The following is a 13,014-nucleotide window of genomic DNA, read 5'->3' on the forward strand; positions in this document are numbered from 1 at the left end:
CCGGAAACCCCAGCTATTCACAGGGTTGATGCCCCTACCTCCGTATATACAATTGCATCTACGATGATCCAGGAGCCTCGGCACGCGACAATGAGCAAAGAGCGTATCGTCAGATATTCGGCTGAAGACATCGAGAAGATGATCACCAACGGCGAGGATCGAAGCGATCACGCCCGCGTCGACAGCAAAATCAGTGCCGAAATCGAGCAAGCCATGTTCGATGACCCCGATTGGGCGGGCTCTATCGATATCGACTGGTCCAGCGCAACAATCGTCCAGCCTCCTGCCAAGAAGCCCCTGTCGATAAGACTCGACCAGGATGTCGTCGATTTCTTTCAAGCAACCGGCAAAGGCTACCAGACTCGGATCAACGCCGTGCTGCGCCATTACGTCGATCAGCAAAAAATACTGAAAGAAAAGCGCCAGAAATGAACATCAACAAAGCGTGACGCCTGCCTGCGACAGGGTGCGACAATTGTGCACTTCGGGCGCGTGTCACGCCTGTTTTCAAGTTCGCCAAAATGCATATGAAAAAGATTATATTTATACGATTTCAAATAGTTGAAATGCACAACCGGCAGAAAAGCGGCTGATAGAAAGCGTGCTAATGAAAAGCCTGAGCGGGCATTGCCGGGGGTCACAACCCAATTATTATATTTTTGTAATTTGAATACTCCGCTGCATCGCAATACCGTCTTCTCATCAAAGCGATCCCCGAGCGAGGCACCATCCCTACCCCCGGCGCCGCCTCGCAAGGGTGCCTTTGCAAATAAACCGCCAGTGTGGGCTTAGGCCCAGCGTCACTGGCGGCCGCAAAGAGCAAGAAGGCAGGAGCGCCCCCAGCTCCTGCCTTCTTTAATTTCCGGCATAGCTGTTCCAGATTTTTGCAATTTAACCTTGCTGGTTAACTGCCCCAACCATTTTTGGGACATTTGTACGAAAATGGACATTGACTCGGCGAACCCTGAGCGCAAATGGAATATCCATTGCCCGCTAGAGTTCACTGATGTCCGTCTCCGCCGAAACACTTGCAAATGATGACCGCTTCTTTGGTGCAGTACTGATCTGCGCCAATGAGATGCTGGCAATCTATAAAGAAAGCCCGAGAATCGCCTCGATCTTTGCTGCACAGCAGCGATGGCTGATGGCGCATGCAGGCTTTGCTTTGCACTACGGTCTGCCCGGCGAAGACAAAAAAGGCCTATATTCCGGGCGCTTCGTCGATTTTATCGTCAGCAACAAGATCGCCAGCCGCAATACGGCGGCAGCCTTCCTGCAGGAAATGCTCGTCTACCGCTTCCTGCGCCCCTCGACCGGCCAGGCGGACCGCCGCACGCGCCTTGTCGAGCCGACCGAAACGGCAGAACAGCACTTCCTGAAATGGCTGGTGACCCACCTTTTCATCCTCGACAACCTGGACGGCGGCAAGCGCGCCGAAAAGGTAACTGCCGAGCCCAACCTGATCGCAAAAATTCAACCATTGATTGCTTTGGCGATCCTTGAGACCAATCCGGTGCGCGATCCCGGCGCCACTTACAATCTCTTCAACTGGGCGAACTCCGGCGGTCTGGTGATGGACTACCTGATGTCGCGCCTGCCGCCTTTCGATCCGGCGCAGGAGCGCGTCTCGATCGGACCAGTCTCGCTCGGCGAGCTCCGCACCAAGTTCATGATCTCGAATACGCATCTGAAGCGGCTGCTGACGCAGGCCGGCGAGATGGGCAGCGTCGGCTGGGACGAGCCGCCGCGCAAGGGCGATCTGTGGCTCTCGCGCGGCTTTATCCTCGAATACCGCAATTACCAGGCGGCAAAATTTGCGGTCGTCGATGCGGCGGCCGAGGCTGTGCTCGGCCCCGCGGTCTGATTACTTCAAGAGTTCCTTGACGGCGCCCGAAGCCTTGGAGAAATCCATCTGGCCGGCATAGCGCTCCTTCAGAGCGGCCATTACCTTGCCCATGTCCTTCGGACCTTCGGCGCCGGTTTCGGCGATGATCGCCGAGATATTGGCGCGCACTTCCGCGTCCGACAGCTGCTTCGGCATGAAGTCCTGGATCACGGCGATTTCGGCGCGTTCCTTGGTGGCGAGTTCGGGGCGCGCGTTCTCGTCGTAGATCTTGGCCGATTCGTCGCGCTGCTTCACCATCTTGGCGAGGATCTGCAGAATCTCGTCGTCGCTGGCCTCTTCCTTGCCGGCACCGCGATTGGCGATATCGCGATCCTTGATCCCCGCCTGAATCAGGCGAACGGTCGAAAGACGCTCGGCATTCTTGGATTTCATCGCGTCCTTGAGCGCGGTGGCGAGTTGATCGCGCAGCATTTTTTCACTCCTGTTGAATGGCGCTACATAAACCACGCCGATGGCCGGGATCAAATAAATTGCGATATTGCGGCCAGAAAGCGCAGGAAAAGCGTGCTGCAATGCGTTAGAAAAGATTGACGGCAGGCAGGAGCATGGCTATCTACCGCCACCTGCACCAAAATTCGTGATCAGGCCTGAGACGCGCGGCGACGAGCCGTGCCCATACGCTTGCGAACACAAATGGCCGCCCGGCGAAACCGCCGCGAGCCGCCGGAAAACGGGATGAAGATGACCGCGACAGCCCCCTGGACCACCGAAAAGCCGACCGCCCTGCTCGTTCTCGCAGATGGCACAGTGATCGAAGGCAAGGGGATCGGCGCGACCGGCAAGGTTCAGGCCGAAGTGGTCTTCAACACGGCACTGACCGGATACGAGGAAATCCTCACCGACCCCTCCTATCTCGGCCAGATCGTCACCTTCACCTTCCCGCATATCGGCAATATCGGCACCAATGACGAAGACATCGAAGACCTGACGCCGGCAGCACGCCACGGCGCGGTCGGCGTCATCTTCAAGGCTGACATCACCGAACCCTCCAACTACCGCGCCGCCAAGCATCTCGACGCCTGGCTGAAGGCTCGCGGCATCATCGGCCTCTGCGGCGTCGATACCCGCGCGCTGACCGCCTGGATCCGCGAGAACGGCTCGCCGAATGCCGTCATCGCCCATGACCCGAACGGCGTCTTCGACATCGACACGCTGAAGGCTGAAGCCAAGGCCTGGAGCGGCCTGGAAGGTCTCGACCTCGCCAAGATCGCCTCCTCCGGCCAGTCCTCGCAGTGGACGCAGACGCCCTGGATCTGGAACGAAGGCTACGGCGAACTCGCCACCGGCGATGCCAAGTATCACGTCGTCTGCCTCGACTACGGCGTCAAGCGCAACATCCTGCGCCTCTTCGCCGGTCTCGACTGCAAGGTCACCGTCATGCCGGCAACGGCGAGCGCTGAAGACGTGCTCGCCATGCAGCCGGACGGCATTTTCCTGTCGAACGGCCCGGGCGACCCGGCCGCCACCGGCGCATACGCCGTTCCGGTCATCCAGAAGCTGATTGCCACCGACATCCCGGTCTTCGGCATCTGCCTCGGCCACCAGATGCTGGGTCTGGCGCTCGGCGCCAAGACCGAGAAGATGCACCAGGGCCACCACGGCGCCAACCATCCGGTCAAGGACCACACAACGGGCAAGGTCGAGATCGTCTCGATGAACCATGGCTTCGCGGTTGACACTAAGTCGCTGCCCGAAGGCGTTGAGGAGACTCACGTTTCGCTGTTCGACGGTACTAATTGCGGCCTGCGCGTTGCGGGCAAGCAGATCTTCTCGGTCCAGCACCACCCGGAAGCCTCTCCCGGCCCGCAGGACAGCCATTACCTCTTCCGCCGCTTCATCAACATGGTGCGCGCCAAGAAGGGCGAAGCGGCTCTCGCCGAACGCTAAGACCTGAATTCTAGGAAAGAGCCACCAGACGCCGGGAAACCGGCGTCTGCTTGAACAGCCGGGATAGGCCGAGGCTGACTGCAGCGACGATAGCTGCGATTGAAAGCGCCCAGAGCGGCCCAATGACCGGCAGATGCGCTGCCACCGTTTTCAAGATGAAAAGATGGATGAGATAGGCGCCGAGCACATCCCGGCCCCATCCGTAATCGCGTGCCTGCGACAGCCGGGTGGCGAGGCCTGTGATGCCGATCGCCGCGGCGATGGTGCCGAACGAATAGTCGTGACCAAGGCTTGATGTGCTGACGGCAAAGCCTTCTGCCAGATGAAGCGCAAGTCCCGCCAGACCGAGCAGCGCAAACTGCGCCGTCGTGAAGCGCGGTAGATAGCGGCGCAGCATGAAGCCGGACAACAGGAAGAGCGGCGCCTCAAGTATCCCGTTGCGATAGGCAACGAGCGGAAGATGGATACCGATCAGGTCGCCATAAGTGCCGAAGATCACGCCCGCCAGATAGAGCAGAACGCAGGCCGCCGCCGTCAGCGCTACCCCGACATAGCGAAGCGACAGCCAGCACAGCGACACACCGATGAAAAGCGCCGGCAGGAACCAGAGATGGAAGCCCGGCCCTCCCGAAAACGGCACCAGCGCGACGATGAAATCGCGGCCGTAGAGCCGGGGATAGAAGAGCTCTGAGAACTCGGCTGCGAAATAGAAAAGAAGCCAGAATGCATAGAGCGGCAGAAGCTTGGCGGCCAACGCGCAGATCGCCCGCCAAGGCCGCTCGATCGCCTCTGTCTTCCAGAAGAAACCCGAAACGACAAAGAAGCAGGGGACGGCGAAGCGGCAAAGCTCATCCAGCACGAAGCCCGTCGTCTTCCATTCGCCGAACAGCCCCACCGCGTTGGCATGGATGATGACCACGGCAAAGATGCCGATCACTCTCAGAAGCTCGATACCCGGAAAAGCCATGGCGCACGTTGAACCCGCTACCTCGATGCCCGCCAGCCTAGTGTCCATTCCTTTATCAAAGGTATGAGCCACCGGCATTCATCGGGTGGCCGAGCTCTTGACCTCAACTTAACTTGAGGAATTACAGAGGTAGCCGTGACATCGAAATCAAGGAGATGATGGATGAACGGCGGCTTTTACCGAGTCGACAAGTTCGTGGTGCCGGAGGCGGCGCGCGAGGAATTTCTGCTGAATGTGCTGATGGTTCATGAGGTGCTGCAGGTGCAGCCGGGCTTCATGGGTCACTCGGTTCTCGAACAGGTCTCCGGCCCCGGCGAGTTCAATTTCGTGACCATCGCCCAGTGGGAAAGCGCCGAAGTCGCCGAGCGCGTCAAAATAGCCGTACAGGCGGCGCAAAAGGCCTGCAGGCTCGATCCGCAGGCGCTGTTCCAGCGGCTCGGCATTCGCGCCGATATCGCCAGCTACCGGCCGGTTGCGGCCTGAGTGGCGATGGCCGCCGTTAGGCGGCGGCCATCCCGCCTTCCCGGCGCACCAGAATATAGAAGCGCGCGCAGAGCATCGTCGCAGCGGCCGCCAGGCCCACCAGGAAGCCGAACCAGATGCCGACGCCGCCGAAGCCGAGCGGGAAGGCAAGCAGCCACGCCAGGAAGAAACCGATCGGCCAGTAGGCGATCAGCGCCAGGATCATCGGCACGCGCGCATCCTTCAGGCCGCGCAGCAGGCCGCTGGCGATCGCTTGGATCCCATCGACCAGCTGGAACAGGCCGGCGACGACGATTAGCGGCCCGGCATAGGCGAGCACCTCAGGCGCTTCCGGACGGCTGACATCGAGGAACCAGCGGGCGAAGAATTCCGGCATGATCGCAAACAGCACGCCACCGATTGCCGCAAGCGATGCGGCAATCGCCATGACCGCGACCGAAGCCCGGACAACGGCCTGATGATCCCCCTGACCGTGCGCGATCCCGATGCGAACAGTTGCCGCCTGGCTGAGGCCGAGCGGGATCATGAAGGCGATCGAGGCCCATTGCAGCGCGATACCATGCGCCGCAAGCTCGATCGTGCCGATATGGCCCATCAGCAGCGACGCCGCGGTAAACAGGCTTACTTCGGCAAGGATCGTCACGCTGATCGGCAGGCCGAGGCGCACCACGTCCCAGAGCGCATGCCAGTCCGGCCGCCAGAAGCGCACGAGGATCTCGTAGCGCCGCGTCTCCTCCTTCATCTGCACATAGGCGAGGATGAACAGGAAGCCCGCCGTCTGCACGGCAACGGAGACGATGGCCGCACCTTCGAGACCCATGGCCGGAAAGCCGAAATGGCCAAGCACGAGGACGTAGGCAAAGATCGCGTTCAGCACCAGCATGGCGATCGTGACGTTCAAAACCACGGCAGCCTTGCCGATGGCGCTGACCAGCGCCCGCATGACGTTATAGAGCAGGCCGGGCAGCACGGCGAAATGGCCGATGAGGATATAGCCATGCGCGAGCTTCGCGACTTCGGGCTTCTGCCCGGCGGCCAGCAGGATCTCCTCGGCATAGAAGAACGCCGGCTGCATGATCAGCCAATAGGCAGTGACCACCCACAGGCCCATGCGCATTGACCGCCGCACGGTGACGATATCACCGCGGCCATAGGCCTGCGCCACCATCGGAATGACGGCGATCGAAAAGCCGGAACCGAAGATCAGGATGGTGAACAGGAACTGCGCCGACAGCACCATGGCCGCCAGATTCTCGGCGCCGAGCTGGCCGACGATCATCACGTCGGTCGTGTTGATCCCGAGCTGGGCCAGCTGCGCGCCGATGAACGGAATGCCGAGCGCCAGCGTCGCACGGAAATGCGATCCCCAGTGGTTGTCGGTTTGCGGCGCAAGCTTGTGCACGTCGAGAGGCGCGTCCATAGCAAAAGTCCAATTGTTTTGAATCGTTTTCGGCCGCACACGGGCGGCAAGACTATTACCGGGCCTTAGATCAAAGCCCGGCCAAGAGCTACCCTAAAATAGGCAAATGCTGAATTATTCATCACAGCATCACCAAATCTGATGGCCGAGACAAATCGACATTCAGGTATCGATTGGTCTATCCGGCAGAGGCTTCCGCCGTTTCGTTTTGCTTCGCCGGCCGCACTTTCGCAAACAGGACCAGTGCCGCGACGAGGATGAAGAAGGCGGCCATCAGGTACGGCGCGCCCGCAAAGGTCACCGGCGCATCCGGCTTGGTGAAATAGCCGAACAGCTGCGTGAAGATCACCGGGCCGATGATCGTCGTGAGGCTGCTGAGGCTGGTCAGCGCGCCCTGCAGTTCGCCCTGAGCAGAAGGCGGCACCTTGCCGGCGGCGATGCTGCGCAGCGGCGGATCGGCGATGTTTTCCATCACTGTCAGCACGATGACGACATAGACGACCCAGCCCTCCCAGGCGAAGGCATAGCCGGTCAGGCCGACCACAGAGAAGCACAAGCCGACGACCGCGGTCTTCCATTCGCCGAGCACCGGCACGATCTTCGGCAGAATGAGGCCCATGACGATCGCCGCACCGATGCCGTAGATGCCGAGCGACAGACCGATCTGCCCCTCGCTCCAGCCATAGCGGTAGGTACCGACGAAGGACCAGACCGCCGGATAGACCGCATGCGCCAGCCAGAACAGGAACATCACGGCGGCGATCCAGCCGATGCCCGGATAGTTGCGCATCTGCTTCAAGGCGCCGAGCGGATTGGCGCGCTTCAGTTCGAAGGGACGGCGATGCTTGGCATCCAGCGTCTCCGGCAGCAGGAAATAGGCGGCCACGAAATTCAGGAAAGACAGCAGCGCGGCACCCAGGAACGGCACGCGCGGCCCGAACTCGCCGAGGAAGCCGCCGATGACGGGGCCTATGGTGAAGCCGACACCGAAGGCGATGCCGATCAGGCCGAAATTCTTCGCCCGGTTCTCGTCATTGCTGATATCGGCGATATAGGCGGAACAAGTCGCGAAGCTCCCCCCGCTGAAACCCGCCAGCGCCCGGCCGACGAACAGCATCCAGAAGCTGGTGGCGATTGCGCAGATGAAATTGTCGATCGCAAAGGTCAACACCGACAGCAGCAGGACCGGCCGGCGGCCGAAACGGTCGCTGAGATTGCCGAGCAGCGGCGCAAACAGAAACTGCATCACGGCATAGACGACGAGCAGCCAGCCGCCATCGAGCGCGGCATCGCTGACATTGCCGCCGGTCAGCTCCTCCAGATACGCGGGCAGCACGGGCATGATGATGGCGATCCCGATGACGTCGAGAAACAGGATCATGAAGACGAGGAAAAGTCCGCGGCGAACGAATTTGGGATCAAGCATAGGTCATCTCTCGACAGGCGTTGTTTTCTGGAAAGACGATCTGATCGCCGGGGATGTTACATAGCCGAAGCAGAAAAATGAAACAATACGTGAACATTTCAAAGTTTTTGTTGACGAAAACAATGAAATTGATCGTCGAAGCGAACAAAACGGGGACTAAGCCCCTCGCCGCGCCTCAGCCTTGACGAAATCGACAAAGGCGCGAAGGGCCGGCGGCATATGCTTACGGCTGGCGTAATAGAGAAACGGCCCCGAGAATTCCGTCACCCAATCCTCCAGGATCGGCACGAGCTCGCCGCGGCGGATCGCCGGAGCGAGCACCTCCTCGAATGTCCTGATGACGCCGAGCCCGGCAACGGCCGCCCCCACCTCCATCTCGATCGAATTTGCCACCAACGGCCCCGTCACCGAAAGCAATAGGCTCTCCTCGCCGCGGTCGAACTCCCAGGCAAACGGCGCCCGGCTGAGGAAGCGATGCCGGATGCAGTCATGATCGAGAAGATCGCGGGGATGCGACGGCATCCCGCACCTTTGGAGATAAGCCGGTGCAGCGGCGGTGATATAGCGCTGCCGCCGCGGACCGATCGGCACGGCGATCATGTCGCGTTCCAGCCGCTCGTCATAGCGGATCCCGGCATCATATCCGGCCGCCACCACGTCGATAAAATCGTCTTCGCCAAGCACTTCCAGTTTGATCTGCGGATAAAGCGCCAGAAACCGGCTGACGAGATCAGGCATGAACAGCCGCGCGGCGATCGTCGGCACATTGAGCCGCAGCGTGCCGGCCGGGCTGTCCTTGAAACTGTCGAGCTGGCCGAGCGCCGAAACCACCTCGCCGAGCGCCGGCGCCAGTCTCTCCAGCAACCGCTCGCCCGCTTCCGTCGGGGTCACACTGCGGGTCGTGCGGTTGAGCAGGCGTACGCCGAGCCGCTCCTCCAGCCGCCGCAGCGAGTCGCTCAGCGACGACGGCGAGACACCGCGCTTGCGGGCCGCAGCGCGAAAGCTCCGTTCCCTTGCAATGGCCGTGAAGGCATCCAGATCACTGAGGGGAAGATCGTCCATTGTGCGCTTTTCCGTACGGGCCGTTCGCAATCATCCGGATTATCGCACAGAGAGGCAAGGAATAGAAAGGGGCTGAAGACGCCGCTCCGGCGTCGGCAAGGAGACGAAGATGCAAACCTACCGCTTGGGAAAGACCGGCCCTGACGTATCCGCCATCGGCCTCGGCTGCATGGGCATGTCAGGCATGTATGGCCCCGCCGACCGCGCCGAAAGCATTGCCACCATCCACGCCGCCCTCGACGCAGGCATCAACCTGCTCGATACCGGCGATTTCTACGGCATGGGGCATAACGAGATGCTGATCGGCGAGGCCCTGAAGACCTGCAAGCGCGAGGAGCTGATCATCAGCGTCAAGACCGGTGCGCTGCGCGATCCGCTCGGCGCCTGGAACGGCTACGATTCCCGTCCGGCAGCGCTGAAAAATTTCATCGCCTATTCGCTCCAGCGCCTCGGCACCGATTATATCGACATCTACCGCCCTGCCCGCCTCGATCCCAATGTGCCGATCGAGGAAACCGTCGGCGCCATCGCCGACATGATCAAGGCCGGCTATGTCCGCCATATCGGCCTCTCCGAAGTCGGCGCCGAAACCATCCGCCGCGCCGCCGCCGTTCATCCGATCGCCGACCTGCAGATCGAATATTCGCTGATCTCCCGCGGCATCGAGGACGCGATCCTGCCCACCTGCCGCGCGCTCGGCATTTCGATCACCGCCTATGGCGTGCTGTCGCGCGGCCTCATCAGCGGACACTGGCAAAAAGGTCAGGACGGCGGCAAGGGCGATTTCCGCAGCGTCAGCCCGCGCTTCCAGGCCGCCAATATCGACCAGAACCTCGCCCTCGTCGAAGAGCTTCGCAAGATCGCCGCCGAGAAGCAGGCGAGCGTCGCACAGATCGCCATCGCCTGGGTCGCAGCTCAGGGCAAGGATATCGTCCCGCTCATCGGCGCCCGCCGCCGCGACCGGCTGACCGAAGCGCTGGGCTCAAGCGCCGTGCAGCTCAGCGCCGGGGATATGGCGGCAATCGAGCGCGCCGTCCCGAAGGATGCGGCGGCGGGTGCGCGTTATCCGGAAGCACAGCTGAAACATATGGACAGTGAACACTGAGGATAAGGCTCCGCTGCCGCACGGCGGCGGAGCTTTTTGATCAGACCGGGCCGCTGAAGGTATCGCAGGCCGAAACCTTGCCGGTATCGAAGCCCTGCTTGAACCATTTCACGCGCTGGGCGGAGGTGCCGTGGTTGAAGCTGTCAGGCACAACATAGCCCTGGCTGCGCTTCTGCAGCGTGTCGTCGCCGATCTGCTGGGCGGCATTCAGCGCATCCTCGAGATCGTCGGGATTGATATAGCCCTTGCGCTGCTCGAACTTGGCGAACACCCCGGCGAAGCAATCGGCCTGCAGCTCGACGCGCACCGACATCTTGTTGGCATCGACCTCGCTCATCCGCTGGCGGGCCTCGTTGAACTTCGGCAGCACGCCGAGAATGTTCTGGACGTGATGGCCGACCTCGTGGGCGATCACATAGGCCTCGGCGAATTCGCCCTTGGCGCCGAACTGCTGGCTGAGCTGGCGGAAGAAATCGGTGTCGAGATAGACCTTGCGGTCGACAGGGCAATAGAACGGCCCGGTCGCCGCCGATGCGGCACCGCAGCCCGAGCGCGTCGAGCCGGAGAACAGCACCAGCGCCGGCTTCTCGTAGGTCTGGCCGGAGGCCTGGAAGATCCCGGTCCAGGTATCCTCGGTATCGGCGAGCACGGTGCGCACGAAGGCGGTCATGTCGTCATTGGCAGGCGTACCGCGGCTCTGGGAATCGCTCTGCTCGTAGCCCGAGCCGCCGCTCATCGTGCCGTCCATCACCTGCATCAGGTCGATGCCCATCGCCTTGAAGATGAAATAGATGACGACGAGGAAGATGATCGTGCCGATCGACAGGCCGCCACCACCACGGCGCACGCCGCCGGACGGAAAGCTGAAACCGCCTCCGCGCCCGAAGGGATTTTGCCCGAGACCACCGCTCGAAGGGTCTCCGCGGCGATCCTCGATATTGTCCGACTGGCGGCGTCCCTTCCATTCCATCTGAACTCTCCCCGGCAACGCCGAACGCGTCTCTTTCGTTTGAGATTATATATCCGGCGCTTGGCCGAATTCCAGCGGCATCATGCAGCCCGCTGCACCCGCGCCGAAAGCACGATCGCCGCCGCCGCCGCAGCCACCAGCAGGCCGAAAACCAGCGCCACCATGTCATGCCCCGAGAATACCACCTCATTCATGATCCGGCCGGGGACCAGCGTGAATCCGCCCGCAATGATGATGCCGCCGAAATAGATCGACCGGACGATCCGCCGGTGTGTCGCGACGTCATGACGCCGCGCCGCCGCAATCGCCTGCCAGGCGCCGAAGATCGTCGCGGCCGAGAGCAGGTGAATGGGGCTGAAGCCGAAGAACATCTTGATCTCGTGAATGAAGAAGCTTGTCGCAGCCGTCACCACCATCAGCGCCATCCAGATCTTGCCGAGCAGCCGGTGAAGCGGCGTGCCCTTCCGGTGCAGCAGGATAAAGGCGCCGAGCAGCGCTGCCGGAATGACGGTCGCCACATGGATCTGAATGGCAGGCGATGCATCGAGCAAGGGTTCAAGGGTCATGCCTGGCTCCTCCTCCTGAATGGCCGATTGTCCCGAGCAATATCCACGGACGCAAGAGGCAAAACACCAGCGGCTTGACGGCCCCGCGCTTTTTGTCCCTGATGCCGGGTGGAGCGAGGAGAAGATCATGAAAGCGCTGCGTCTTGAAGCGACCGGCCGGCTGGCGGTCTGCGAGACCGGAAAACCGGTTCCCGGCCCCGGCGATGTCCTGGTGAAGGTCGAAGCCTGCGGCATCTGCGGCACCGACCGGCATCTCTATCACGGCGAGTTTCCGGCCCGCCCGCCGGTGATCCTCGGCCACGAATTCACCGGCATCGTCGAGGCGGTCGGCGCCGACGTCACCGGCTTCCGGCCCGGCATGCGCATCACCGGCGATCCCAACATCTCCTGCGGCCGCTGCCCGGAATGCCAGCGCGGCCGCGTCAATCTCTGCCGCAATCTCGAAGCGATCGGCATTCATCGCGATGGCGGCTTTGCCGATTACGTCTGTATCCCGGAGACTCAGGCCTTCGCCCTGCCCGACGCGCTCGATCCGCTCCACGGCGCCTTCTGCGAACCGCTCGCCTGCTGCATCCACGGCATCGACATGGCGGAGATCAAAACCGGAGATTCGGTCGTCGTCCTCGGCGGCGGCGTCATCGGCCTGCTCGCCGTGCAACTGGCGCGGCTGGCAGGTGCGACGCGCGTCGTGCTCGTCACCCGCAATGCGGACAAGCGCCGGATCGCCGAAGAACTCGGCGCCACCGCGACCGTCGATCCCTCCTCCGGCGATGTCATCGAGCTGATCGCCGGCGCTTCGGGCCTTCTTCCTGGCGGAGCCGACGTGGTGATCGAATGCGCCGGCGTGGCCGAGACGGTCGAGCAGACACCGCGACTCGCGAAAAAAGGCGGCACGGCACTCATTCTCGGCGTCATGCCGCAGGGCACCAAGGTCGCGATCGAGCCCTTCGACCTGCTGTTTCGCGAGATCCGGCTGCTGAGCTCCTTCGTCAACCCCTTCACCCATGCCCGCGCCGCCGATCTGATCGCCACCGGCGCCATCAAGGTAGAGCCGCTGATCACCCGCAAGATCGGCCTGGAGGAAGCCCTCGAGACCATCATCAACCCGGCCCCGAACGGCGAGATTCGAGCCCTCGTGATACCCGGTCTGTGAAGGCTTTCCGGAGAGACTGCGGATTCCTGTCGATTCCTTGAATTATGGGGTTCCGTTTCGGTTTCGCTT

General features: G+C 61.7%; 13 protein-coding genes. 6 read left to right on the top strand and 7 right to left on the bottom strand.

All coding sequences use genetic code 11. The features are described 5' to 3' along the window. Positions 1–90: 90 nt before the first annotated feature. On the top strand, positions 91–432 hold the full coding sequence (locus ACEN84_RS21630; RefSeq protein WP_413709874.1) for a BrnA antitoxin family protein: 342 nt from the start codon (positions 91–93) through the stop codon (positions 430–432). A gap of 574 nt (positions 433–1,006) precedes the next feature. Further along, positions 1,007–1,864, top strand: coding sequence for a hypothetical protein (locus tag ACEN84_RS21635; protein ID WP_112715669.1), 858 nt, complete (start codon positions 1,007–1,009; stop codon positions 1,862–1,864). On the opposite strand, the gene ACEN84_RS21640 is transcribed toward ACEN84_RS21635, so the two are convergent. Beyond that, positions 1,865–2,317 carry a GatB/YqeY domain-containing protein gene (locus ACEN84_RS21640; protein ID WP_112715671.1) on the bottom strand — a complete coding sequence of 151 codons (453 nt, stop codon included), beginning with the start codon at positions 2,315–2,317 and terminating at the stop codon, positions 1,865–1,867. It abuts the gene before it with no gap. Positions 2,318–2,587: 270 nt separating this feature from the next. Between ACEN84_RS21640 and carA the strand changes: the two genes are divergently transcribed. Continuing rightward, the gene (gene carA / locus ACEN84_RS21645) at positions 2,588–3,793 is read left to right on the top strand and encodes a glutamine-hydrolyzing carbamoyl-phosphate synthase small subunit (RefSeq protein WP_413711335.1); all 1,206 of its coding nucleotides are present in this window, start codon (positions 2,588–2,590) and stop codon (positions 3,791–3,793) included. 10 nt (positions 3,794–3,803) lie between these two features. Here carA and ACEN84_RS21650 read toward each other — a convergent pair whose 3' ends face one another. Further along, complete coding sequence (locus ACEN84_RS21650; RefSeq protein ID WP_413709875.1) at positions 3,804–4,808, bottom strand: acyltransferase; 1,005 nt, start codon at positions 4,806–4,808, stop codon at positions 3,804–3,806. A gap of 114 nt (positions 4,809–4,922) precedes the next feature. On the opposite strand from ACEN84_RS21650, the gene ACEN84_RS21655 reads away from it, so the two are divergent. Then, complete coding sequence (locus tag ACEN84_RS21655) at positions 4,923–5,243, top strand: antibiotic biosynthesis monooxygenase (protein WP_130277878.1); 321 nt, start codon at positions 4,923–4,925, stop codon at positions 5,241–5,243. A gap of 16 nt (positions 5,244–5,259) precedes the next feature. Here the strand turns inward: ACEN84_RS21655 and ACEN84_RS21660 are convergent, their stop codons facing one another. The 3 genes from ACEN84_RS21660 to ACEN84_RS21670 all read right to left on the bottom strand — a co-directional run bounded on the left by ACEN84_RS21660 (position 5,260) and on the right by ACEN84_RS21670 (position 9,151). Next, on the bottom strand, positions 5,260–6,663 hold the full coding sequence (locus ACEN84_RS21660; protein ID WP_413709876.1) for an MATE family efflux transporter: 1,404 nt from the start codon (positions 6,661–6,663) through the stop codon (positions 5,260–5,262). A gap of 178 nt (positions 6,664–6,841) precedes the next feature. Beyond that, the gene (locus ACEN84_RS21665) at positions 6,842–8,089 is read right to left on the bottom strand and encodes a TCR/Tet family MFS transporter (RefSeq protein ID WP_199626977.1); all 1,248 of its coding nucleotides are present in this window, start codon (positions 8,087–8,089) and stop codon (positions 6,842–6,844) included. 156 nt (positions 8,090–8,245) lie between these two features. Beyond that, on the bottom strand, positions 8,246–9,151 hold the full coding sequence (locus ACEN84_RS21670; RefSeq protein WP_413709877.1) for a LysR family transcriptional regulator: 906 nt from the start codon (positions 9,149–9,151) through the stop codon (positions 8,246–8,248). Positions 9,152–9,260: 109 nt separating this feature from the next. On the opposite strand from ACEN84_RS21670, the gene ACEN84_RS21675 reads away from it, so the two are divergent. Continuing rightward, positions 9,261–10,256, top strand: a complete 996-nt coding sequence (locus tag ACEN84_RS21675) for an aldo/keto reductase (RefSeq protein ID WP_413709878.1) — start codon at positions 9,261–9,263, stop codon at positions 10,254–10,256. 40 nt (positions 10,257–10,296) lie between these two features. Here the strand turns inward: ACEN84_RS21675 and ACEN84_RS21680 are convergent, their stop codons facing one another. Further along, on the bottom strand, positions 10,297–11,226 hold the full coding sequence (locus tag ACEN84_RS21680; RefSeq protein ID WP_112715685.1) for a neutral zinc metallopeptidase: 930 nt from the start codon (positions 11,224–11,226) through the stop codon (positions 10,297–10,299). An 80-nt stretch (positions 11,227–11,306) separates the two neighbouring features. Beyond that, positions 11,307–11,792 (bottom strand): DUF2306 domain-containing protein, encoded by a 486-nt coding sequence (locus ACEN84_RS21685; protein WP_413709879.1) that lies wholly within the window; start codon positions 11,790–11,792, stop codon positions 11,307–11,309. Between the two features lie 127 nt (positions 11,793–11,919). Between ACEN84_RS21685 and ACEN84_RS21690 the strand changes: the two genes are divergently transcribed. Next, positions 11,920–12,945 carry a zinc-dependent alcohol dehydrogenase family protein gene (locus ACEN84_RS21690; protein ID WP_413709880.1) on the top strand — a complete coding sequence of 342 codons (1,026 nt, stop codon included), beginning with the start codon at positions 11,920–11,922 and terminating at the stop codon, positions 12,943–12,945. Positions 12,946–13,014: the final 69 nt, after the last annotated feature.

It is taken from the genome of Rhizobium sp. Rhizsp82 (assembly GCF_047325115.1).
In the GTDB taxonomy this organism is placed as follows: Bacteria; Pseudomonadota; Alphaproteobacteria; order Rhizobiales; family Rhizobiaceae; genus Rhizobium.

Excerpts from the sequence above, each read along its gene's own strand:
- ACEN84_RS21650 (WP_413709875.1), bottom strand. The coding sequence starts at position 4,808 with ATGGACACTAGGCTGGCGGGCATCGAGGTAGCGGGTTCAACGTGCGCC.
- carA (WP_413711335.1), top strand. The coding sequence starts at position 2,588 with ATGACCGCGACAGCCCCCTGGACCACCGAAAAGCCGACCGCCCTGCTC.
- ACEN84_RS21640 (WP_112715671.1), bottom strand. The coding sequence starts at position 2,317 with ATGCTGCGCGATCAACTCGCCACCGCGCTCAAGGACGCGATGAAATCC.
- ACEN84_RS21635 (WP_112715669.1), top strand. The coding sequence starts at position 1,007 with ATGTCCGTCTCCGCCGAAACACTTGCAAATGATGACCGCTTCTTTGGT.
- ACEN84_RS21630 (WP_413709874.1), top strand. The coding sequence starts at position 91 with ATGAGCAAAGAGCGTATCGTCAGATATTCGGCTGAAGACATCGAGAAG.
- ACEN84_RS21670 (WP_413709877.1), bottom strand. The coding sequence starts at position 9,151 with ATGGACGATCTTCCCCTCAGTGATCTGGATGCCTTCACGGCCATTGCA.
- ACEN84_RS21665 (WP_199626977.1), bottom strand. The coding sequence starts at position 8,089 with ATGCTTGATCCCAAATTCGTTCGCCGCGGACTTTTCCTCGTCTTCATG.
- ACEN84_RS21690 (WP_413709880.1), top strand. The coding sequence starts at position 11,920 with ATGAAAGCGCTGCGTCTTGAAGCGACCGGCCGGCTGGCGGTCTGCGAG.
- ACEN84_RS21655 (WP_130277878.1), top strand. The coding sequence starts at position 4,923 with ATGAACGGCGGCTTTTACCGAGTCGACAAGTTCGTGGTGCCGGAGGCG.
- ACEN84_RS21660 (WP_413709876.1), bottom strand. The coding sequence starts at position 6,663 with ATGGACGCGCCTCTCGACGTGCACAAGCTTGCGCCGCAAACCGACAAC.
- ACEN84_RS21680 (WP_112715685.1), bottom strand. The coding sequence starts at position 11,226 with ATGGAATGGAAGGGACGCCGCCAGTCGGACAATATCGAGGATCGCCGC.
- ACEN84_RS21675 (WP_413709878.1), top strand. The coding sequence starts at position 9,261 with ATGCAAACCTACCGCTTGGGAAAGACCGGCCCTGACGTATCCGCCATC.
- ACEN84_RS21685 (WP_413709879.1), bottom strand. The coding sequence starts at position 11,792 with ATGACCCTTGAACCCTTGCTCGATGCATCGCCTGCCATTCAGATCCAT.